At 69.8% G+C, this 21,722-nt stretch carries 22 protein-coding genes; 13 read left to right on the top strand and 9 right to left on the bottom strand.

Going from position 1 to position 21,722, the window contains the following annotated elements; all coding sequences use genetic code 11:
• Positions 1 to 32: 32 nt before the first annotated feature.
• Positions 33 to 716, bottom strand: coding sequence for a DNA alkylation repair protein (locus AB0B96_RS14130; protein WP_362898666.1), 684 nt, complete (start codon positions 714 to 716; stop codon positions 33 to 35).
• 80 nt (positions 717 to 796) lie between these two features.
• Positions 797 to 1,486 carry a TetR/AcrR family transcriptional regulator gene (locus tag AB0B96_RS14125; protein ID WP_362898664.1) on the bottom strand — a complete coding sequence of 230 codons (690 nt, stop codon included), beginning with the start codon at positions 1,484 to 1,486 and terminating at the stop codon, positions 797 to 799.
• A 350-nt stretch (positions 1,487 to 1,836) separates the two neighbouring features.
• Here AB0B96_RS14125 and AB0B96_RS14120 point away from each other — a divergent pair, with 350 nt between their 5' ends.
• Both AB0B96_RS14120 and AB0B96_RS14115 read left to right on the top strand, forming a co-directional pair.
• The gene (locus AB0B96_RS14120; protein ID WP_362898662.1) at positions 1,837 to 3,342 is read left to right on the top strand and encodes a glycoside hydrolase family 3 N-terminal domain-containing protein; all 1,506 of its coding nucleotides are present in this window, start codon (positions 1,837 to 1,839) and stop codon (positions 3,340 to 3,342) included.
• Positions 3,343 to 3,502: 160 nt separating this feature from the next.
• Complete coding sequence (locus AB0B96_RS14115) at positions 3,503 to 4,204, top strand: pentapeptide repeat-containing protein (protein ID WP_350944759.1); 702 nt, start codon at positions 3,503 to 3,505, stop codon at positions 4,202 to 4,204.
• 114 nt (positions 4,205 to 4,318) lie between these two features.
• Here the strand turns inward: AB0B96_RS14115 and AB0B96_RS14110 are convergent, their stop codons facing one another.
• A complete protein-coding gene (locus AB0B96_RS14110; protein ID WP_362898660.1) occupies positions 4,319 to 4,801 on the bottom strand; it encodes a carboxymuconolactone decarboxylase family protein in 483 nt (160 codons plus the stop codon).
• 145 nt (positions 4,802 to 4,946) lie between these two features.
• Here AB0B96_RS14110 and sigJ point away from each other — a divergent pair, with 145 nt between their 5' ends.
• Positions 4,947 to 5,831: an RNA polymerase sigma factor SigJ gene (gene sigJ / locus AB0B96_RS14105; RefSeq protein WP_362898655.1), complete on the top strand. Its 885-nt coding sequence runs from the start codon at positions 4,947 to 4,949 to the stop codon at positions 5,829 to 5,831.
• A 130-nt stretch (positions 5,832 to 5,961) separates the two neighbouring features.
• Here sigJ and AB0B96_RS14100 read toward each other — a convergent pair whose 3' ends face one another.
• Positions 5,962 to 6,813: a helix-turn-helix transcriptional regulator gene (locus AB0B96_RS14100; RefSeq protein ID WP_362898653.1), complete on the bottom strand. Its 852-nt coding sequence runs from the start codon at positions 6,811 to 6,813 to the stop codon at positions 5,962 to 5,964.
• An 87-nt stretch (positions 6,814 to 6,900) separates the two neighbouring features.
• Here AB0B96_RS14100 and AB0B96_RS14095 point away from each other — a divergent pair, with 87 nt between their 5' ends.
• On the top strand, positions 6,901 to 7,683 hold the full coding sequence (locus AB0B96_RS14095) for an SDR family oxidoreductase (RefSeq protein WP_362898651.1): 783 nt from the start codon (positions 6,901 to 6,903) through the stop codon (positions 7,681 to 7,683).
• A gap of 188 nt (positions 7,684 to 7,871) precedes the next feature.
• On the opposite strand, the gene AB0B96_RS14090 is transcribed toward AB0B96_RS14095, so the two are convergent.
• Both AB0B96_RS14090 and AB0B96_RS14085 read right to left on the bottom strand, forming a co-directional pair.
• Positions 7,872 to 8,393, bottom strand: coding sequence for an ATP-binding protein (locus tag AB0B96_RS14090; protein ID WP_362898649.1), 522 nt, complete (start codon positions 8,391 to 8,393; stop codon positions 7,872 to 7,874).
• Complete coding sequence (locus AB0B96_RS14085; RefSeq protein WP_362898647.1) at positions 8,390 to 8,653, bottom strand: hypothetical protein; 264 nt, start codon at positions 8,651 to 8,653, stop codon at positions 8,390 to 8,392. The genes AB0B96_RS14090 and AB0B96_RS14085 overlap by 4 nt, the downstream gene beginning before the upstream one ends.
• 165 nt (positions 8,654 to 8,818) lie before the next feature.
• On the opposite strand from AB0B96_RS14085, the gene AB0B96_RS14080 reads away from it, so the two are divergent.
• The 3 genes from AB0B96_RS14080 (at position 8,819) to AB0B96_RS14070 (ending at position 11,222) form a co-directional block, all read left to right on the top strand.
• Complete coding sequence (locus tag AB0B96_RS14080; protein ID WP_362898645.1) at positions 8,819 to 9,676, top strand: helix-turn-helix transcriptional regulator; 858 nt, start codon at positions 8,819 to 8,821, stop codon at positions 9,674 to 9,676.
• A gap of 23 nt (positions 9,677 to 9,699) precedes the next feature.
• Positions 9,700 to 9,897: a DUF397 domain-containing protein gene (locus tag AB0B96_RS14075; RefSeq protein ID WP_362898643.1), complete on the top strand. Its 198-nt coding sequence runs from the start codon at positions 9,700 to 9,702 to the stop codon at positions 9,895 to 9,897.
• Between the two features lie 491 nt (positions 9,898 to 10,388).
• On the top strand, positions 10,389 to 11,222 hold the full coding sequence (locus AB0B96_RS14070; protein WP_362898641.1) for a hypothetical protein: 834 nt from the start codon (positions 10,389 to 10,391) through the stop codon (positions 11,220 to 11,222).
• A 5-nt stretch (positions 11,223 to 11,227) separates the two neighbouring features.
• Here AB0B96_RS14070 and AB0B96_RS14065 read toward each other — a convergent pair whose 3' ends face one another.
• Positions 11,228 to 11,989, bottom strand: a complete 762-nt coding sequence (locus tag AB0B96_RS14065) for an SDR family oxidoreductase (protein ID WP_362898639.1) — start codon at positions 11,987 to 11,989, stop codon at positions 11,228 to 11,230.
• Between the two features lie 237 nt (positions 11,990 to 12,226).
• On the opposite strand from AB0B96_RS14065, the gene AB0B96_RS14060 reads away from it, so the two are divergent.
• The 5 genes from AB0B96_RS14060 to AB0B96_RS14040 all read left to right on the top strand — a co-directional run bounded on the left by AB0B96_RS14060 (position 12,227) and on the right by AB0B96_RS14040 (position 18,323).
• A complete protein-coding gene (locus AB0B96_RS14060; RefSeq protein WP_362898637.1) occupies positions 12,227 to 14,161 on the top strand; it encodes an ABC transporter substrate-binding protein in 1,935 nt (644 codons plus the stop codon).
• Positions 14,162 to 14,188: 27 nt separating this feature from the next.
• Positions 14,189 to 15,202 carry an ABC transporter permease gene (locus AB0B96_RS14055; protein WP_362898635.1) on the top strand — a complete coding sequence of 338 codons (1,014 nt, stop codon included), beginning with the start codon at positions 14,189 to 14,191 and terminating at the stop codon, positions 15,200 to 15,202.
• Between the two features lie 83 nt (positions 15,203 to 15,285).
• Positions 15,286 to 16,203, top strand: a complete 918-nt coding sequence (locus AB0B96_RS14050; protein ID WP_362898633.1) for an ABC transporter permease — start codon at positions 15,286 to 15,288, stop codon at positions 16,201 to 16,203.
• A gap of 13 nt (positions 16,204 to 16,216) precedes the next feature.
• A complete protein-coding gene (locus AB0B96_RS14045) occupies positions 16,217 to 17,227 on the top strand; it encodes an ABC transporter ATP-binding protein (protein ID WP_362898631.1) in 1,011 nt (336 codons plus the stop codon).
• Positions 17,228 to 17,336: 109 nt separating this feature from the next.
• Positions 17,337 to 18,323 carry an ABC transporter ATP-binding protein gene (locus tag AB0B96_RS14040; protein WP_362898629.1) on the top strand — a complete coding sequence of 329 codons (987 nt, stop codon included), beginning with the start codon at positions 17,337 to 17,339 and terminating at the stop codon, positions 18,321 to 18,323.
• 10 nt (positions 18,324 to 18,333) lie between these two features.
• Here AB0B96_RS14040 and AB0B96_RS14035 read toward each other — a convergent pair whose 3' ends face one another.
• Positions 18,334 to 19,632, bottom strand: a complete 1,299-nt coding sequence (locus AB0B96_RS14035; RefSeq protein ID WP_362898627.1) for a DUF2252 domain-containing protein — start codon at positions 19,630 to 19,632, stop codon at positions 18,334 to 18,336.
• A gap of 245 nt (positions 19,633 to 19,877) precedes the next feature.
• On the opposite strand from AB0B96_RS14035, the gene AB0B96_RS14030 reads away from it, so the two are divergent.
• On the top strand, positions 19,878 to 20,621 hold the full coding sequence (locus AB0B96_RS14030) for an SDR family oxidoreductase (protein ID WP_362898625.1): 744 nt from the start codon (positions 19,878 to 19,880) through the stop codon (positions 20,619 to 20,621).
• A 53-nt stretch (positions 20,622 to 20,674) separates the two neighbouring features.
• On the opposite strand, the gene AB0B96_RS14025 is transcribed toward AB0B96_RS14030, so the two are convergent.
• Complete coding sequence (locus AB0B96_RS14025) at positions 20,675 to 21,712, bottom strand: 1-aminocyclopropane-1-carboxylate deaminase (protein ID WP_362898623.1); 1,038 nt, start codon at positions 21,710 to 21,712, stop codon at positions 20,675 to 20,677.
• Positions 21,713 to 21,722: the final 10 nt, after the last annotated feature.

Genomic DNA, 21,722 nt, shown 5'->3' with positions numbered 1-21,722 from the left:
TCCCAGGAGAGCCATGACGGCGCGTATCGGGTCTATCGGTTGGGGAGATTTTTCAGGGCCTCGCGGCGGCTCAGGCCGCTGATGCGGGTGTGGTCGACGTAGCGGACGACCTCGTCGGGGTTGGTCTTGGCGTACTCGCGCAGGGCCCAGCCGATCGCCTTGCGGGCGAAGAAGTCGTTGTCGGACAGGCTCGGCTCGATGCAGGCGTACAGCAGGCCGGTGTCGGTGGCGGACTTGAAGCGGTTCTGGCTGAGGATGGCCGTACGGCGCTTCCACAGGTCGGTGCCGCGGGCCCAGCGGAGCATGAGGGGGCGCATGGTGTCGGGGAAGGCCGCGAGCAGGCCGCCGACGCGGTGGACGGCGAGCTCGTCGACGTAGTCCCACCAGGCTCCGGTGACGATCATCTCCTCGTACATCGGCAGCGCGTCGAGCGTCTGGAAGGAGCGGTAGAGGCGGAAACCGGTCAGCTCGATCGCCGCGTAGCGCTCCTCGCGGTATTCGGCCCCGCGCCACAGGGTCAGCGTCGCCTCTCGCCACGCGGACGCCTCGTCGACGGGATAGTCGGCGAAGACCCGCTTCAGCGCGGCGCGGCGGGGCGCGGCCTGCACGCCGAGGAACGGCATCGACGACCTCATGTAGGTCTGCATCACCGGAGCCTTGGCGGGGTCGGCCACGTCGGTGAGCGCCATTCGTACGGCCTTCTGCAGAATCTCCACGCTGCCCACCACTTCCCGTTCGCTTCGCGGACGCTTGATTCTCACAGGCCGCGCCGCCCGCCGCGCCGGTTCCGTGGGCGTTATTCGTTCTGGCTACTTCGCTCGCCGGTCGCCAGGCCGTCGAACAGGATGGTGATGTAGTGCTCGGCGAGGCCCGCGGTGTTGAGACGGCCCCCCGGGCGGAACCAGCGCACCGTCACCCAGATGGTGTCGCGGATCATGCGGTAGGTGAGCTTGGGGTCGACGTCCGCGCGGAGCAGGCCGGCGGCCTGGCCGAGCTTGATCTGCCCGACCCACATGCGCTCGACCTCCTCCTCGGCCCTGACCAGGTAGTCGAAGCGGTCGCCGGGGAGCGACCTCAGGTAACTCCAGTCGTTCTGCATGACGGTGATCGCCGCGCGGTGGGGCTCCAGCGTGCCGAACCCGATGCGCACCATCTCTGAGAGGATCGTGCGGGGGTCGCCGTTGCGGTCCAGGGCGGCGCGGTAGCGGCCGACGAGGTCGTCGAGGAAGGTGGTGAGCACCTCGTCGACGATCGTCTCCTTGGAGTCGAAGTGGTGATAGAGGCTTCCGGACAGGATGCCCGCCTCCTCCGCGATCTCCCGGACGGTCGTCGCCTGGAAGCCCTTGCGGGCGAAGAGCTCGGCGGCGAGTTTGACGAGATGGTCACGGCGCTCCGAGGCGGGGCCCGATGTGGCCGCGCGTCTGGTCCCGCTCTGGCGCCTGACCGGGGTCGTGGTCGCGCCGCCGGAGTTCTTTCGCGTGTTCACGCCCCCATTATGAGCCCTTGCGCAATCGCTTGTTCACCGGAACGCGCCAGCTCATCCCGGTTATCTCCCGCGACCGAACGCTCACCGCATTTGTCGCCGGACGGGTCCCGCCGGGCGCGGGACCTCTCGTTCTCCGCCCGCCTATCAGCGGACCTTCGGCTCGTCCATCGTCGCGATCCGCAAAATCCTGAGCGGAAGCCCTATGGTCAGCCCACTAGCAATTAGGAAACTTTCCTATTAGATTTGCGCAGAGCCGCCGTGGGAGCGCTTTCCCCGGGGGTCCGGTGACAACGCGGTGCCTGCGCGTTCCCGGCAGGAACGCCGACCGGTCGTCAGGCGAGGAGGGGTGAATGAAGCGCGGCCCAGAGCTGCTCCGTCTGGCGGAGACGGTCGTCTTTCCCGGGTTCGAGGGCAAATCGCCGCCGGACTGGATCCGACGCCGGATCGGCGAGGGACTGGCCGGAGTGGTGCTCTTCTCCAGGAACATCGCCACCCCCTCCCAGGTCGCCGAGCTCACCGCTGTACTGCGAGGGGAGAACCCCCAGGTCCTCGTCGGCATCGACGAGGAGTCCGGCGAGGTCACCCGCCTGGAGGCCGCGGGCGGGAGCACCCGCCCTGGCAACTTCGCCCTCGGCGTGGTCGACGACACCGACCTCACCGAGGAACTCGCCGCCGACCTCGGCCGCGACCTCGCCCTCGCCGGCGTCAACCTCAACTTCGCCCCCTCGGCGGACGTGAACTCCAACCCCGACAACCCGGTCATCGGCCTGCGCTCCTTCGGCGCGGACCCCGACCTCGTCGCCAGACACACCGTGGCCTGGATCCGCGGCATGCAGTCGGCGGGAGTGGCGGCCTGCGCCAAGCACTTCCCCGGCCACGGAGACACCTCCGTCGACTCCCACCACGGCGTGCCGCTCGTCGCCGCCACCCCCGAGGAACTGCGCGAGGTGGCGCTGCGGCCCTTCCGCGCCGCCGTCGAGCAGGGAGTACGCACGGTCATGACCGGGCACCTGCTCGTCTCCGCCCTGGACCCCGCGATGCCCGCCACCCTCAGCCGCCCGGTCCTGCACGACCTGCTCAGGGTCGAGCTGGGCTTCGAGGGCGTCGTCGTCACCGACGGCATCGAGATGGCCGCCGTCTCCGGCCCCTACGGCATCGGCGGCGCCTCGGTCCTCGCCGTCGCCGCGGGTGCCGACGCGATCTGCGTGGGTGGCGAGCACGCCGACGAGGAGACCGCGATCGGGATCCGCGACGCGATCGTGGACGCCGTGATCGAGGGCAGGCTCTCCGAGGAGCGGCTCGCCGACGCCTCCCGGCGCGTCTGCGAACTCGCCCTCTGGAGCACGGCCACCCGTCGGAGCGCGTCGGCGGGCTCCGGAACCCCGTCGATCGGTCTGACCGCCGCCCGGCGAGCCCTGCGGATCACCCGCCGCTCCGCGACCGCGCCCATCCCGCTGTCCGCACCGCCGCACGTCGTCGAACTCGCCCCCGAGATGAACCTCGCCATCGAGAAGGACACCCCGTGGGGCGTCGGGGAGCCGCTCGGCAAGCTCCTCCCCGGCACCACGGTCACCCGGCTCACCGCCTCCGGCGCCACCGGAGGCGCCGTCGAGGCCGCACTCGCCGCGGCGGCCGAGCGCCCCCTCGTCGTCGTCGTCCGCGACGCCCACCGTCACCCCTGGCAGGCCGACGCGCTCCTGCACCTGCTGGCCGCCCGCGCCGACGCGGTCGTGGTCGAGATGGGACTGCCGGGCCGCTCCGACCTCGGCGCAGTCCACATAGCCACCCACGGCGCCTCCCGCGTCTGCGGCCAGGCCGCCGCCGAACTCCTCGCCGGGGATCAGGGCACGGCCTGAGCGGGAGCGCTCCCACCGACCGTGACGCCCCGGAGCGCCGTGGCCTCGCGGACCGCGGGACCTCTTGGACCACAGGGCCTTCCGGAGTCTCCGGAAGGCCCTGTGGTCTCCCGGAGCAGGGGGTGAGAATTCTGTCGGTGCGGCCTGCTTGAATCGCGGAATGAATGCGGCACGGTTGCTGACAGAGCAACGCGAGATCCACGGGGTCGATCTGGCGGGGCTCTCGCTCAGCGATCATCTGACCGGTGAAGGACCCTACGTGTTCAGGGAGTGCGATCTCACCGGCGCGGACCTCGCCGGGGCGTCGCTGGTGGAGGCCTCGTTCGAGAAGTGCGTGCTGGAGCGGGCCGACTTCCGCCGCGCGGACCTGGACGGGGCCCGCTTCTCCGGCGGCGGGGGAGCGGGGCTCAGGTTCACGAACGCCGAGCTGGTCGACGCGACCTTCACCGACGTCGACCTGTCCGGCGCGCGCTTCGAGCTGGCCCTGCTCACCGACGTCACCTTCACCGGTTGCCGCATGATCGGCGCGGTGCTGTCCTCCTGCCGGGGCACCGGCTACCGGTTCGACGGCTCCAACCTGGCGCTGGCCGACCTCACCGGCTGCTCGATGCGAGGTCTCCACCTGCGGGGCGTCCGCTTCGACGACGCCAACCTGTCGGGCTGCGACTTCACCAAGAGCGTGTTCGAGGACTGCCGCATGATCGGCGCCCGCACCGTCGAGACGGTCTTCACCAAGACGGACCTGCGCGGCGCCGATCTCGGCGAGGTCGACGACACCCGGCTCCGATCGCTACGCGGAGCGATCGTCAGCCCCACCCAGGCCGCCCTGATCCTCGCCTCCCGGGGACTGACCGTAGGCTGACGGTCGGGGCCGACAGTCGGGGCTGACGGAGGCTCATCCACCGCGGACACACCGGCCCCGACCTATCCGTCCCACACGACCGGGTTCAGCACCGGGTAGACGCGGGACCGACCCTCACCGCCTCCACTGCTCCGCCGCGGACACACCCGGCAGCGGCTTGCCGATGAGGGCCAGGGGGAGGAAGAAGCAGACCTGGCCGATGGCCATGATGAGCGTGGCGAGCGCCCTGTCGTCATACTGCTCCGACGCTCGGGCGTACAGCTCGTCGGGGACGCGCTCGCCCGACGGGTTCGGGGTGAGCACGGATTCGGCCAGTTCCAGCGCGACGCGTTCGGCGTCGGTGAAACAGAGAGCGTCCCGCCAGGAGGCCACGGCGGTGATGCTCTCCTCGGTGGCGCCGGCCTCACGGAGGTTCCCGGTGTGCAGGATGGTCAGGTATGTGCTGCCGACGATCTGGCCGACGCGCAGCTGCACCAGGCCGATGGTGGTCGGCGGGACCGTGCCGTTCCCGGTCGCCCTGTACAGGGCGCCGCCGACGTCCTTGAGTTCGGGAACGAGCATGACGGGGTTGGGCAGACGCGACTCGGTGGTGGGCACAGTGGGCTTTCCTTCCGGATTCGAATGGTGGAACGCCGCTCTGACGGATCGCACGGGGCGAAGGTGACCGGGTACGTTCGCGGTCACCTTTCACCGCTCCGCCGCGTCAGCGATTCGACGTGGCCGAGACGAGAGGAACGCGACCATGACGCCCCATGAATTTCTGGCCGACCGGTTCCAGGTGCACCGCCCCCATCTGAAGGCGGTCGCCTACCGCATGCTCGGCTCGCTGAGCGAGGCCGAGGACGCGGTCCAAGAGGCTTGGCTGCGGCTGGCGCGTTCCGACTCGGGTGACATCGGCAATCTCGGTGGCTGGCTGACCACGGTGGTCGGCCGGGTTTGCCTGGACATGCTCCGAGCCCGCAGGTCCCGGCGTGAGGAGTCGCTGGAGGAGCGCCTGCCCGACCCGGTGATCAGCCGCGCGGATGCCGCCGACCCTGAACGGGAAGTGCTGCTGGCCGACTCGGTGGGCCTGGCGCTGCTGGTCGTGCTGGAGTCTCTCACCCCAGCCGAACGGCTCGCGTTCGTGCTCCACGACGTCTTCGGGCTGCCGTTCGAGCAGATCGCGCCCATCGTGGACCGTACGCCGGCGACGGCCAAGAAGCTCGCCAGCCGCGCCCGCCGGCGCGTTCGTGACACGGCCCCGAAGCCCGACCCCGACCTGAGCGGTCAGCGACGAGTGGTGGACGCCTTCCTCGCCGCCGCACGTGGCGGCGACTTCACCGCGCTGGTGTCCATCCTCGACCCCGACGTGGTGCTTCGCGCCGACGCCGGCCCGCTCACCGGCATGAAGGTCATCCGCGGCGTCGCGGCCGTGGCCGGACAACTCGCCACCTTCCAACGCATGGCCACCAGCGCCGCCACTCATCCCGTCCTCGTCAACGGCCTCGCAGGCCTGGTCAACACCATCGACGACCGGTTGATCTCCGTCATGAGCTTCACCGTCTCCGACGGCAGGATCGCCGCGATCGACATCCTCTCCGACCCCGACCGGCTGGCCCACCTCGACCGCACCCACCTGGAGCCGTGACACCCGACCTTTGTCGAGCGGGAATCGGCGAGCCTTGACCAGACGCCGCGCCTCCTCCCAAGAGCTGACAGGAGGTCGACCGTGCACACCTAACGAGCGCCCGGACTTCCGGCTTTCAGAGCTATCTGCGCTATCTGCTCGTATTGAAGCTCTCGGCTCCCAATACATTCAGAAGGGCGAGAATCTCGGCGTCACGCGATCCTGGTGGCGCGCTGTAGAGCACGAGGTTCTGGTCGCGGTCGGCGAGCGTGAGCGAGTCGCAGTCGACGGTGATCTCTCCGACGACCGGGTGACGGAAGGTCTTCGTGAGCGTCGGCGCGGCCTGCACGTCGTGCCGCTCCCAGAGCCGGGCGAACTCGGGGCTGCCGTCGCGGAGCTCGTCGACGAGTTCTATCACCGCGGGGTCGGACGGGTACCGGGCGAGGGCGGATCGAAGTCCCATGACGACGTGGTGCCGGAACTCCGTGGCGTCGGAGACCCCGTACAGCGCCGCGTCGGCGTGCGCCGATCCGAAAAACGCCTTGCGTGCGAGGTTACGGTCCTTGGGGTCGAGTGCGGAGAAGTCCTCCATGAGCGCGGCCATGAGGTCGTTCCACGCGAGCACCTCGAACGCGGCGGATGTCACGAAAGCGGCCGTCTGCGGCAGCCGTTCGAGGAGCGCGAGGATGCTCGGGCGGACGTCGCGCCGGTGCAGTCCGCTACGGTTTGGCGCGGTGCCCGCCAGGACGTGAAGGTGATCGGACTCGGCGTCGGTCAGCCTCAGCGCGCCGGCGATCCCGGAGAGGACCTCGCCGGACGGGCGTGGCGCCCTGCCCTGCTCAAGCCGGACGTAGTACTCCGTGGAGATGTGCGCGAGGACCGCAACCTCCTCGCGGCGAAGACCCGGTGTCCGGCGTCGCGAGCCCGAGGGCAGGCCGACGTCACGCGGCTGGAGTCGCTCGCGGCGGCTCCGGAGGAAGGCTCCGAGCTCCTGCTTGTCCATAACTCCCAGTCTGCACGCAGCGCGGCGGCCGATCCTGGTACTGCCTGTGCCTGTATCCGACCTGGTGGCCGACCTGACACTGCCGTCATGACGAACACCATCGACATCGCACCCATCGGCCTGCTCACCGGCAAGGTCGTGTTCATCACCGGCGCCAGCCGCGGCATCGGGGCGGCCGCGGCCCGGCTCTTCGCCTCCGAGGGGGCCGCCGTCGTGCTCGCCGCCCGCAGCACCGATGCCCTCCAGCAGATCGTCACCGAGGTCCGCGCCGACGGCGGCGTGGCGGACGCCGTGACAGTGGACCTCGCCGACCGGGAGAGCATCCGCGCGGCGGTCGACCACGTCGAGAAGCTGCACGGCCGGCTCGACGGCGCGTTCAACAACGGCGCGGCGATCCAGCAGCCCGGACCGCTCGACACGACGAGCGACGAGGACATCGAGGAGCAGTTCGCGGTGAACTTCCGCGCGCACTGGACCGCGATGACAGCCGAGGCCACGCTCATGCGCCGGGGCGGTGGCGGGGCGATCGTCAACACCTCGAGCATCGGCAGCCGCCGCGCGAACCCGGAGCTCCCCGCGTACGGCGCGATGAAGCGCGCGCTCAACAGCATCACCGAGACCGCCGCCGTGACCTGGGGACGGCAGGGGGTCCGCGTGAACGGCATCACCCCCGGCGGCACCGCGACGCAGATGATCGACGAGTGGGAGGCGGTGTCCCCGGGTGTCGTCGAGCGCATCAACGCGAGCATCCCGCTCGGCCGGATGGCCGAGCCTCGCGAGGTCGCCGAGGTGGCGGCGTGGCTGCTCAGCGACCGGGCCTCGATGGTGACCGGCGCGATCGTGCCGGTGGACGGCGGCGCCGGCGCCTGAGCTCGGGCCAATCCGTGATTCGGGTGGTTACCGAAACCGGCTCTCCAGGGTCAGGCCGATTCGGAGGACATACATCGCCTGCAGGTTAGCCCGGCCAGGGACCGTAGTCGGCGCCCCCGCAAGACGTGCCCCTTGCGCACTTCACAAGGGGCACGAACGCCGGGCCTGACGGCGCATCGCCTGCCGGACTACAGGGGGAACCGCAGACCGCCTTCACCGTGAGGAGAAGGAGGTGTGTCCTGACCAGAGAGGCTGTGCCCGAGCCTGAACCAGACGGCACCGCCTACTTCGTCGTCGCGATCGGTGCCCCAGGCGCAGGCCAGGCGGTCCACCCAGCTCAGGCCGCGCCCGCTGAGGCTGTCGTCGTCGGTCGTCCGGATCACGGGCACGCTGGTCGCCGAGCCGTCGTCGATCACCTCGATGTGGATCAGGTCGTCGCCCACCCCCACCCTGACCGTCACCAGGCCGCCGGGCCTGGCCGAGTCGCTGTGCAGGACGGCGTTGGTGACGACCTCGCTGATCAGCAGTTCGAGCGTTTCCAGTCTTTCAGCGGACGCGTGGCCCTCTAGAAGCTCCAAAGCCCACCTACGAGCCGCCCCCGCTGACTGCGCGATGCCGGGAAAGTCCCGCCGCCCCACGATCCGAAGCCCGTCCCAACGCCCGGCCGCCGTATCCGCCGCGCCGGAGACGTCCTGTTCCGGCGCGCTCACGCGGCCACCGCCGACGCGACCATGTCGGCCGCGTTGTCGGCCTCGGCCCAGATCCAGTCGCGTCGCCAGATCCTCGACCACCAGGGCCGCCAGACGAAGACCCAGCCGCAGGCGCGGCGGACGACCTGGATCCGGACCCGCACCCCGCCAGGAGACATGATCTCCAGCACCGGCGCCCCGGCGACGGGGACGACCAGCGAGGTGGACACCCCAAGCCCTCGCAGACCCCAGCCGAGCCGCACGAGGTGGATGTACTGCACTTGCTGCGAATCACGCTCTCGCGCCGGTATCTCCATCACCCCACCGCTTCTGTAGTCGTTCGATTACACTCCGATAAGCTACCTCGGGTCGTATGTTCTTGGTAGTTACCTAAGGAAGTTTCCAAAGATAGTTTTCGGACGTAAGACCTTCAGGAAGGTGCGGTCATGGCTGCCGACACGAGTCCCACCGTCCGCAGGCGTCGCCTGGCGTCGGAGTTGCGCCGGTTGCGCGTCGAACGCGGCCTGTCCATGCAGGAGGTGGCCGAGCGCATGGATCTGACGGCGGCCTCGGTCAGTCGGATCGAGACGGGCCGCAGGGGCATCCGGCCACGAGATTTGCGTGCGTTCCTCGACATGTACGAGGTCCCCGAGGCCGACAGGGAGCCGCTGATGGCCCTGTCCAGGGAGGCACGGCAACGAGGGTGGTGGCAGAACTACGGGGACGTGCTGCCTGGCGAGTACGCGACGCTCATCGGCCTCGAAGCCGAGGCGATCTCTACCAGGACATACCAGCAGACGCTGGTGCCAGGTCTGTTGCAGACCGCAGACTACGCGCGAACACTGATCGCGGCCGGACGCCTTGGTGACACACCGGAAGAGATCGAACGCCGAGTCTCCGTACGGATGGAGCGTCAGAAGCGGCTCGCGGATGACAGTCCACTGGAATTGTCAGCCGTCATCGGTGAAGGGGTGGTGCGTCAGCGCGTGGGAACGGCCGAGATTACCGTCAACCAGCTTAAGCACCTCGCCGAGGTCAGTCAGTGGCCCAATGTCATGGTCCAGATCCTCCCCTACCGGGCTGGAGCGCATCCAGCGATGACGGGATCATTCAGCATCGTGGGCTTTCCTGCCCAGAGCGACCTGGATGTTATTTATCTGGAGAACATGTCCAGCGGTCTGTACCTGGAGGACAGCGCTGACGTTCGGCGCTACGTCGCGGTGTTCGACTACCTCAGAGCAGCGGCACTCAGTCCGGCGGATACGGCGGTTATGCTGATGAACGCATCAAACAATCTGGTGTGAGTGTCGAGCGGAAGGGCCATGTGATGTCCGACCCGGTAGACCTGACCAAAGCCACGTGGCGGAAGAGCACGTTCAGCGGAGCCAACGGAGACTGCGTCGAAGTCGCGGACCTGGGTGATGCCGTTGCCGTTCGGGACTCCAAGGACCCCTCGGGTCCCAAGCTCGTCTTCGCCCGTAACACCTGGGCGGCATTCGTGACCGACCTGAAAAACGGCGCGTAGCCCGCAGCGTAACCAGAATTTCGCAGAGGGCCGGCCCGGTCGGCGTCTTTCGCCTGCTCCGACGACATCGACCCTGAAGTGGTGCGTGAGATACGCGTCAGCTACGGCGGTCGACCCTGAGCGGTCCCGTCGTGAGGGCTTCAGCATCGGAGAGCGCGCTGGGCGGCCGGAGAGTGAGCGACTACGGTCCGCACGCGGTACGGCGGGGTAGGGGAGCGCGGAGGTGGGTGGGTGTTCCGGCCGGCGTATAAAAGCCCGCAACCGTCGCGCCCGAGCAGGCCGGAGGCCTGAAACGCCGGGGAGCAACTGAGACGGCCGGCCGGAGCACCCGCCCACCGGAGCGCGCACCTCGGATCAGCCGGAAACAGTCGCAGCGCACACCCAACCCACCCGCCACCCCAAGAACACGACCCAGACCGGCCCGCAGCCGACAACACGGCCATAGGTAAGGTGCCTTATGTCCAATTGATGCTGACATAAGAGGATGCCCCATGCCTGCTTCCGCGGCGTACGTGACCTTCACGGATCCGGACAAGATCGATGACGAGAAGGGAATCGCCGTCGCCGCGTGGGCCGACCAGGGGATCACCGGTCACATCGTGCGCTGGGACGACCCCGAGGTCGACTGGGCCGCGTTCGACGCCGTCGTGGTCCGCACCGCCTGGGACTACGTGACGAGGCGGGCGGAATTCCTCGACTGGGCGCGCCACGTGGAGTCCGTCACCCGGCTGCTCAACCCGGCCGCCGTGCTGGAACGCAACACCGACAAGGTCTATCTGAAAGACCTGAAGGCGCCGATCATCCCCACCTCCTGGGTCGCGCCCGGCGAGGCCACGGACCTCCCGTACCTCGACGAGTACGTGGTCAAGCCGTCGGTCTCGGCCGGAGCCCGCGACACGATCAGGACCACGGACCGCGCACTGGCCGAGGAGCACGCGGCCAAGCTGGCCGCCAACGGCCGGACCGCGATGATCCAGCCGTACCTGGACATGGTCGAGGGCGAGGGGGAGACCTCGCTGCTCTACTTCGGCGGCCGGTTCAGCCACGCCGTCCGGCGCAGCCCGATGCTGACCGAGAACGCAACCAGGCCGGGACAGGGCGACGGCCACGGGGAGCTCCGCACCCCGGACCCCGACCAGTTCGCGCTCGCCGAGCAGGTGCTCGGCGAGTTTCCCGAACTGCTCTACGCCCGGGTGGACCTGGTCCGGCTGGCCGACGGCAGCCCGGCGCTCATCGAGATCGAGCTCGCCGAGCCCTACCTGTTCCTGTGCTACGCGCCCGACGCCGCCGCGAACCTGGCGACCGCCCTGGCCAAGGCGATCTGAAAAAACTACGCGCAGCCGGAGATGCCGCCGTCGACGGGGATCACGGTCCCGGTGAGGTAGGCGCCGGCGCGTGAGGACAGGAAGATCGCGGTGCCGGCCATGTCCTCCGGGCTGCCGATCCTGCCCAGCGGGACGTGCGAGGCGACGGCCGCGCGCATCGCCGGGTCGTCGAGTGCGAAGGCCATCATCTTCGACTCGAACGGCCCGGGAGCGATCGCGTTGACCGTGATCGACTCTCCCGCGAGCCGCTGGGCCAGGTGCCGGGTGAGCATGTGCACGGCCGCCTTCGCCGCAGAGTAGGCGTAGTTCTCCATCGCCGGCACCCGGAGACCGTCCACTGAGCCGATGTTGATGACCCTCGCCGGGTCCTCCGGGCTCGCGGCGGCGCGCAGCAGCGGCAGGAACCGCTGGGTGAGGTGGAAAACGCCCTTGACGTTGATCCCCCAGAGCTTGTCGAAGGCATGCTCGGGATACTCCTCCAGTGGCGCTCCCCAGGTCGCCCCGGCGTTGTTGACCAGCACGTCGAGCCGGGTCTCCCGCTCCGCGACCGCCTCGAACAGCGTGGACACCCCCTCCTGGGTGGACAGGTCGGCGGGTATCGCGGTGCACCCCAGCTCGGCGGCCGTCTTGCCGACCTCGGCCGCCTTGCGTGAGGAGATGTAGACCGTGGCCCCCGCGTCGACGAACCCGGACGCGATCATCCGGCCGATTCCCCGGGATCCGCCGGTGACGACGACCGTCTTGCCTTCCACCGAGAACAGAGTCATGTTCCGCAGCATGCCGCACCCCGCCGACCTCGTCCATACCAGCCGGTCGGTGCAGCGCATCGGCCGCCCTTTTCTCGAATAAAAATCCCTTTTGTCGGCATTCGTCCCAGAGAATCTGAAAAATAATGTCGCCAAATAAAACGAGAGTGAAACAATCTTCCACCGCCCGTTGACACGCACTGTTTGTATGGTGTGCCTTCGTTGTCAGGGAGTCAGCGATCCGGAGGTGGGTACGGCATGCTCAGAAGGGGTGCGCGCCTGGCGGCGCTGAGCCTGGGACTGTCAATGGCACTCTCGACAACGGCACTTCCCATGGCGCACGCCTCACCCCCGGAACCCCCGGAACACCTCCCGTCGTCTCCAAGGCACTTCCCCCCACTTCCTGAACGCCCGCCCTCTCCCCAGCCCCTCACGCTCTCCGCCGCGGGGGCGTCGCAGTCGCAGCCACAGCAGCAGAAGAGGATCGTCCGGCTGGGCGCGACGCAGAGCGTGGACTCGATGAACCCGTTCCTGGCGGTCCGGGTGGTCTCCACGTCGATTCACCGCTGGATGTACGGCTTCCTCACGGTGCCCGACTCCAAGACCCTGAAGCCCAGCCCGGACCTCGCCGAGTCGTGGGAGACCTCACCGGACAAGCTGACCTGGACCTTCACCATGCGAGCCGGAGCCACCTGGTCGGACGGCAGGCCCGTCACCGCCCAGGACGCCGCGTGGACCTTCAACAAGATCATGACGGATGACGGGGCCAAGACGGCCAACGGCCCCGCCGTGGAGAACTTCGACACCGTGACCGCGTCCGACGACCGGACCTTGGTCATCACCACCAAAAAGCCTCAGGCATCGATGCTGGAGCTGCCGATCCCGATCATGCCCAAGCACGTCTGGGAGAGCGTCCCCGACATCGGCACCTACGAGAACGAGACCTACCCCGCCGTCGGCAGCGGCCCCTACATCGCCGTCGAGCACAGGAAGAACGCCTATGTGAGGCTCAAGGCCAACCCGTCGTACTGGCGCGGGGCTCCCGGCATCGACGAGCTGCACGTCGTCTTCTACGAGAATCCCGAGGCGGCGATCGCCGGTCTGAAGAAGGGCGACATCGACTGGATCGGCCGCCTGCAGGGCCCGCAGTTCCAGGCCCTCGCGAACGACGCGAACATCACGCAGTGGAACACCCAGGGTCGCCGGGCCGCCTACCTGCAGTTCAACCCGGGCGCCGCGACGGCCGACGGCGAGCCGATCGGCGACGGGCACCCCGCGCTGAAGGACGTCAGGGTGCGCCGGGCCATCCACCACGCGATCGACAAGAAGACCCTCGTCGAGCAGGCACAGAACGGTCTCGCCGTACCGGCGGACGGTTCGATCGTCCCGCCGATGTACCAGGAGTTCTTCTGGAAGGCCGAGGGCGAGACGGCCGTCGCCTTCGACCTGGCGGAGGCCAACCGCATCCTCGACGAAGCCGGCTACACCAAGGGCGCGGACGGCATCCGCACCATGCCCGACGGCGGACGCAGGCTGGAGATGCGCTTCAGCATCCACACCGACGAACCCGTCGAGGACAAGATCGCCCAGTTCCTCACCGGCTGGCTGAAGGACATCGGCATTCAGGTCACCACCCGCAAGCTCGACTCCAACAAGTTCACCGAGGAGACGGGCAGCACGGCCCTCTACGACATCGCGATCAGCGGCTGGTCGGTCAACCCGGACCCGGAGGAGATCCTCGCCACCCACCTGTGCAGCCGCAGGCCCACCGCGAGCGGCCAGGGCGGCGGCACCGAGTCGTTCTTCTGTGACAAGGAGTACGAGCGGCTCTACCAGGCCCAGCTGGCCGAACTCGATCGGGCCGCCAGGGTCGAGCTGATCAAGCGGATGCAGGAGCGGCTCTACACCGAGGCCCCCGTCGTCGCGCTCTACTATCCCAACAACCTGGAGGGCTACCGCAAGGACCGGATCGCCGCCATCACCCCGATCCCCGAGGACAGGGGAATCCTGTACGGCGGGAGCAGCTACTGGCCGGTCTACTCGCTGCGTGCGGTGGAGCGCGACGCCGCCCCGGCCGGGAGCGGTTCGGGAACCGGCACCGTGGTGGCCGTCGCGGCGGCCGTTGTACTGGCTCTCGGCGCCGGAGCTTTCCTCCTGCGGCGCCGCCGCGCCTCCGTCGACGACCGCGAGTAGCGGCCGATGCTCACAACACCGCGGGAGATGAGAGACGGCACCGAGGAGGGCGGTGCCCGCCGGGCCGTGGTCCGCTACGCGCTGGGCAAGCTCGGCGGGGCGCTGCTCGGCATCGGGCTGGTGATCGTCGCGACGTTCTTCCTGTTCCGCCTGATCCCCGGCGACCCGACCATCGCCTACACCCGCGACGTGCCCGTCACCCCCGACCAGCTCGCCCTGCTCAGACGGCAGATGGGCCTGGATCGGCCGCTGGGCGAGCAGTTCCTGGACTTCGTGCTGCGAACCCTGCGGCTGGACCTCGGCACCTCGTACGAGTACCGCAGGCCGGTCGCCGAACTCATCGGCGAGCGGGTGGGGCCCACACTGCTGCTGGTGGGCACCGGGCTCGCCGTCGCGGTCGGCCTCGGCATGTGGCAGGGCACGAGGGCCGCCTGGCGGCACGGGGGCCGGTTCGACCGCCTCTCCACGGGAACCGCGCTCACCCTGTGGTCGGTGCCGACCTTCTGGCTGGGGCTGCTGCTGCTCATGGTCCTCGCCGCGGGGGCGGGCCCGATACCCGGCCTGTTCCCCACCCGGGGCATGCGGGACGTCGACGCGCCCGACGGGCCGCTCTACCTCCTGCACGTCGCCCATCACCTGGTGCTGCCGTGCCTCACCCTGGTCGCCGTCGTCTACGCGCAGTACCTGCTGGTCATGCGCTCCTCGTTGCTGGACGAGATCGGCCAGGACTACGTGACCACCGCCCGCGCCAAGGGGTTGCGCGACGACGACGTGCGGCGGCGCCACGCGGTGCCGAACGCGCTGCTGCCGACGGTGACCCTGGTGTTCATGCAGATCGGTTTCGTGGTCGGCGGCGCGGTCTCGGTGGAGTTCGTCTACTCCTGGCCGGGTCTCGGCCTGCTGTTCGTCGAGGCGATCAGGGGACCCGACTACGCGGTCATGCAGGGGACCTTCATGCTCGTCTGCGTCGCGGTGATCGTCATGAACACGCTGGCCGACGTGGTCTACCACGTCCTGGATCCGAGGGTGAGGTCGGCGTGAGCACGAAAAAGGAGGACACGAGGGACACGAGAGGCAGGCGGGCAGGCGAGGCGGCCTCACCGGTAACCGCCGATGGAGTCGCCATGACGTCGCGAACCGCCGATGACGACTCCGCGACTCCGCGCGCGATCGCCAGGGCGCGCCGTCGCGCCGCGTTCGCGCGGTTCCGCCGCGCGTACGGCCGCGACAGGGCCGGGTTGTACGGCGCGGCGATCCTGCTGGTCGCCGTCCTGGCGGCCCTCGTCACGCCGCTGGTCACCGACCCGTCCGGCCTGGACGTGACCAGGGCGACGGGCGCCAAGATGGCTCCGCCGAGCGCCGGCTTCCCGCTCGGCACCGACGAGTCCGGTCGCTCGGTCCTGCTCATGCTCCTGTGGGGCGCGCGGGTCTCGCTGCTCATCGGGTTCATGTCCGCGCTGCTCAGCATGGTGATCGGTACGGTCTTCGGCATCGCCTCCGGGCACTTCCGCGGCTGGGTCTCCGCGGTGCTGATGCGCGTCACCGACTGGTTCCTGGTGCTGCCCGCCCTGGTCCTCGCCCTGGTGCTCGCGGCAGTACTCGGCGGCGGCACCTCCACGATCATCCTGGCGATCGGGGTGACCTCGTGGGCCTCCACGGCGAGGCTGATCCGGGCGCAGACGCTCGCGGTCGAGGCGAGGCCCTACATCGAGAGGTCCAGGGCGCTGGGCGCCGGGCACTGGCACGTGATGACCCGGCACGTGCTGCCGAACGTCGCCCCGCTGGTCCTGGCGAACACCACCCTCACGGTCGCCGGCGCGATCGTCACCGAGTCCACCCTCGCCTTCCTCGGCGCCGACTCCGGCCAGGTGTCGTGGGGCGGCATGCTGCGCGCCTCCTACGACTGGGGCGCGGCCACCTCGGGCGCCTGGTGGTACGTGCTGCCGCCGGGTCTGTGCATCATCCTGGTCGTCCTGGCGTTCACCCTCTGCGGGCGCGCTCTGGAGACCGTACTCAACCCACGTCTTCGGGGGGTCTCGTGACCGTACTCGACCGATGGTCTCCGGAGGTCTCGTGAGCCTGCTCGAACTGCGCGACGTGGCGGTGACCTACCGGAGCGCGACCGGGGACGTCCCCGCGGTGCGCGGGGTATCACTCGGACTGGCGGAGGGCGAGGCCCTCGGCGTGGCGGGGGAGTCGGGTTCTGGCAAGTCGACGCTCGCCATGTCGCTGCTGCGGCTGCTGCCGAAGAACGCGCTGGTGTCCGGGGAGATCCTGCTGGACGGCGAGGACGTGCTCACGATGAGCTGGGGGCGGCTGCGCGCGGTCCGGTGGGCGTCGGCCTCCCTGGTCTTCCAGGGGGCACAGCACGCCCTGAACCCGGTGCGCAGGATCGGCGACCAGATCGCCGAGCCGCTGCGGGTGCACGGCATGGCGACCGGCGCGGCGGCGCGGCGCAGGACGGCGGAGCTGCTGGAGCAGGTCGGCCTGCCCGCCTGGCGGGCGCGCGGCTACCCGCACGAGCTGTCCGGCGGGCAGCGCCAGCGCGTGATGATCGCCATGGCGCTCGCCTGCTCCCCACGCCTGATCATCGCCGACGAGCCGACCACCGCGCTGGACGTGATGATCCAGGCGCAGGTGCTCTCGCTCATCCGCTCGCTCATCGCCGAACACGGGATCGGCCTCATCATGATCTCTCACGACCTCTCGGTCCTCGCCGCGACGTGCGACCGGCTGGCGGTGATGTACGCGGGCCGCGTGGTCGAGTCCGGTCCCTCACGCGAGGTCTTCCTGGACGCGAGGCACCCCTACGGCCACGCGCTGGCCGAGGCGTTCCCCACCGTCGGCGACCCGGCCTCCAGGATGGCGCCGAGAGGATTGGGCGGTGACCCGCCCGACCCGGCCCACCTGCCCGCGGGCTGCTCCTTCCATCCCCGCTGCCCGGTCTCGCTCGTCTCGTGCGCGTCGGAGCCGGTCGAGCTCAGGGTCGTGGGCCGTACCGGGCCGGGTGGCGCCGAGGTGCCGCACACCGCCGCGTGCGTCCACGTCCCCGAGGAGGTCCGATGACCCCGCCGGAAACGCGGAGCGCGGAGTTCGTCGTCCGCGTCCTGTGTTCCCGAGGAGGCCCGATGATCCCGCGCGACGCGTGTGTCCACGGCGTCCCCGAGGAGGCCCGATGACCCTGCTCGAAGCGCGGGACCTGCGCGTGGAGTTCGCCTCGCGCGGGCGCCGCGCCCGCGCGGTGGACGGGGTGAACCTCGCCGTGGGCGAGGGGGAGATCGTCGCGCTGGTCGGCGAGTCCGGTTGCGGCAAGACGACGCTGGCTCGCACCCTGCTCGGCCTGGAGCGGCCCGCCTCGGGGTCGGTCCGGTACGGCGGGGCACCGCTGGCCTACTCCTCACGCGCGCTGCGGGCCCATCGGCGCGAGGTGCAACTCGTGCTCCAGGACCCCACGGGATCGCTCAACCCCCGGCACACCGTCTACGAGGCGGTGGCCGAGGGGCCGCGCATCCACCGGCTGCCTGCGGAGGCGGACCGGGTCGCCTCCGCGCTGTCACGCGCCGGGCTGCGGCCTCCCGAGCGGTTCTTCGGCCGCTACCCGCACGAGCTGTCCGGCGGCCAGCGCCAGCGCGTCGTCATCGCGGGAGCCCTCGCGCTGGAGCCCAGGGTGCTGGTCGCCGACGAGCCGGTGGCCTCGCTGGACGCGTCGGTACGCGGCGAGATTCTCGCCCTGCTGCTCCGCCTCCGCGACGAGTTCGGCCTGTCGGCGCTGGTCGTCACCCACGATCTCGGGCTCGCCTGGAACATCGCCGACCGCGTCGCGGTGATGTATCTCGGCAGGATCGTCGAGGCCGGACCCGTGGAAACGATCCTCACCGCGCCGTCGCACCCGTACACCCAGGCGTTGCTCTCGGTCCTGCCGGAGTCGCCGTCACCCGTGGTGCTGGGCGGCGAGCCACCGGACCCGACCCGCGTCCCGCCGGGCTGCCGCTTCCATCCGCGTTGCCAGGTCCTCGCCTCGGGCGCGGCGGCCGAGGCGGGGGTCGACGGGTTGTGCGCGTCACGGCCGCTGCCCGTCCTGCCCTCCTCGGCCGAGGCCCAGGTCGCCTGCCACCACGCCGAGGCCCGCCGAGGGGTGGAGGTCGAAAACGGGAGACAGTGACCGGGAGAGGTCACAGACCGGGGAGGCGGCCGTTCCTGAACAGGTCGACGAAGAGACCGTGGTCGGCCCTCGCCCGTGCCCCGTAGGTGTGGGCGAACTCGACGAGGCCGCGGGTGAAGCCTTCGGTGTCGCCGTCGATCACGGCCACGATCGCGTCCTCGGTGGAGAAGTCGACCAGGTCGTGGCTGGACTCGTCGTCGGCCACCGAGTGCATCCTGGCCACGGCCCGGCCCAGGTCGCGGATGACCGAGGACAGCTCGTCCGGCTCGTTGACGTCGCCCCAGTCCAGGTCGGCGGAGTAGGGGGAGACCTCGGCGACCATCTGGCCGACGCCGTTCAGCGTGGTGTAGCCGAGCCACGGGTCGGCGTACGCCTGCAGGGCCCGCTGCGACTCCGCGGTGCGGTGGCCCTGGTGTTTGAAGTAGCCGTGCACCTTCTCGTCGGTGATGTACCGCGCGACGGCCGGCACCTGGGCCTGCTTCATGTAGAGGATGACGTCGTTCTCCAGTGCCTGGGTGTGGCCCTCAAGAAGCATGTTGTACGAGGGCAGCCCGGCCGAGCCGATCCCGACGCCGGTGCGCAGCGCGAAGTCCTTGATCGTGTGCTCCATCTCGGAGACCGCGGGAAGGGTCGTCAGATAGTCGCGGAAGGCCACCTCCACCGCCTCGCGAGTCTCCTGGTCCACCGGGTAGCGGCCGTCCATGACGGCGAACCTGCGGTCGAAGTTCTCGATGGTGGTCTCCAGCTCCAGCAGCGCCACCCGGGTGTTCAGCCGGGCGTGCTGCAGCACCCGGTGCAGCACGCCGGTGGTGGTCTCCAGGGTGAGTGAGCCGATCGCGTCGTCCCCGCCCTCCGAGATGCCGTGCAGCTCGGAGAGGTAGGAGTGGGCGAACCCGGTCACCAGCTCGCCGATGGCGTCGTCCGACAGCGCCTTGGCGTACCCGATGAGCGCGACGCTGGCCGCGAACCGTCGCAGGTCCCAGATGTACGGGCCGACGTAGGCCTCGTCGAAGTCGTTGACGTTGAACACCAGGACGCCCGAGGCGTTCATGTAGGTGCCGAAGTTCTCGGCGTGCAGGTCGCCGTGGATCCAGACGCGTCGCGTCTGGTCGTCGAGGAAGGCGTCGTCGGCGAACTCGCCGGTCATGTCCGCGTAGAACAGGCAGGCACTGCCCCGGTAGAAGGCGAAGGGCGAGGCGGCCATCTTCCGGAACTTGCGCCGGAAGGCGGCGGGGTCACGCTTCATGGAGTCACCGAACTCGGTGATGAGGACGTCGAGAATGCGCGCCGAGCGCCCATCGGTGGTCATGGTGGGCAGATTAGGTCGCGGGACCGAAATTCCGCCAGGGCCGGAGCATTACGGATCTGGAACGCACCAAGGAACCGCTCCCGTTCCCATCCGGTGCGCGGGCTCCGGCACGGCTGTCCGAAAGGAGGAGAGGCATCGACAGGCACGCCGGTTGATCATAGATTCGCGGGGAGCCGAGGGGCACGGACGGGGAGCGGACGCGAAGGCCACGGCCGGGGAGTTCACGGGAGAGGCGGAGGGGCGACATGGCGGTGCTCGAAGGCAGGACGGCGGTGGTCACCGGGGGGTCCAGGGGCATCGGCCGGGCGATCGTGGAGCGCCTCGCCCGCGACGGGGCGGACGTCGTCTTCGGCTACGCGAACGCCGCCGTGTCCGCGAGCGAGGTGGAGGAGGCCGTCAAGGAGGCGGGCGGCAGCGCCCGCGCCGTCCAGGTGGACCTCGCCAGGCGCGGCGCCGCGGAGTGGCTGATGGAGACCGCCGAGCAGGTCCTCGGCGGCCTCGACATCCTGGTGAACAACGCCGCGCTGAGCTTCACCCCGATCTCCATCGCGGAGACCAGCGAGAAACTGTACGACCGCGCCATGGCGGTCAACGCCAAGGCCGCCTTCCTCACCATCCGGTACGCCGCGAGGCACATGCGCGACGGCGGCCGCATCGTCAACATCTCCACTCTCAACACCGTTCGCCCCGCGGCCGGTATCGCCCCCTACGCGGCGAGCAAGGGCGCGCTCGAACAGCTGACCGCCGTCGCGGCCCGCGAGCTCGGCGGGCGGGGCATCACCGTCAACACGGTCTCTCCGGGCGCGACGGACACCGACCTGCTGCGCGGTACCAACCCGGAGAAGGTCCTCACCGAGATCGCCGCGCTCACCCCGCTCTCCCGCCTCGGCGCGCCCTCGGACATCGCGGACGTCGTCGCCTTTCTGGTGGGACCCGACGGCCGCTGGCTCACCGGCCAGAACCTCCAGGCCAACGGCGGCCTCAGCTGAGCCGCGCGGTCAACGACGCCGAGGGGGCGTTCGAGCGCGAGCCGTGAGCGGGGTCAGGTGACCGGAATCGCGTGGGTGAACAGGCCGCTGTAGGCGTTCAGCGCCGGCTGGCCGCCCAGGTGGGCGTACAGGACGGTGGAGTCGCGGGGGATCTCCCCGCCGGTGACGAGGTCGATCAGACCGGCCATCGACTTGCCCTCGTAGACCGGGTCGATGATCACGCCCTCCAGTTCGCCGGTGAGCCGGATCGCGTCCAGGGTCGACCGGACGGGGATCCCGTACAGGTCGCCCGCCCACCCGTCGAGGATGGTGATCTCGTCCTCCCTCAGGGGGCGGCCGACGCCGATGAGCTCGGCGGTGGCCCTCGCGATCCGGGCCACCTGGTCGCGGGTCTCCTCGAGCTTCGCGCTCGCGTCGATCCCGATCACCCGGCGCGGCCGGCCGCCGGCCTCCTCCAGGGCGGCGAACCCGGCGATCATGCCGGCCTGGGTCGAGCCGGTGACCGCGCAGACCACGACGGTGTCGAAGAAGACGCCCAGCTCACGTTCCTGCTCCGCCACCTCGTACGCCCAGTTCGCGAACCCGAGCCCGCCGAGCCGATGGTCGGAGGCGCCCGCCGGGATCGGGTACGGCGTGCCGCCGCGCGCCTTCACGTCCTCGATCGCCCGGTTCCAGGAGTCCTTGAAGCCGATGCCGAAGCCGGCCGGGTCGAGCCTGACCTCGGCGCCCATGATCCGGCTCAGCATGATGTTGCCGACCCGGTCGTTGACGGAGTCGGGCCAGTCGACCCAGTTCTCCTGCACCAGCACCGCCTTCAACCCCAGCGACGCGGCGACGGCGGCGACCTGGCGGGTGTGGTTGGACTGGTATCCGCCGATCGACACCAGTGTGTCGGCACCCTGGGCGAGCGCGTCGGGGACGATGTACTCGAGCTTGCGGGTCTTGTTGCCGCCGTACGCGAGCCCGGAGTTGCAGTCTTCGCGCTTCGCCCAGATGGACGCCCCGCCGAGATGCCGGGTGAGCCGCGGCAGCGGATGGACGGGACTCGGCCCGAAGGTCAGCCGGTGGCGGGGGAAATCGGACAGGGTCATGCTCGCTCCA

The sequence above is a fragment of the Streptosporangium sp. NPDC049046 genome (genome assembly GCF_040649155.1).
In the GTDB taxonomy this organism is placed as follows: Bacteria; Actinomycetota; Actinomycetes; order Streptosporangiales; family Streptosporangiaceae; genus Streptosporangium.
Note: the sequence above shows the minus strand (reverse complement) of the source record. Positions and strands in the feature narration are given on the sequence as shown.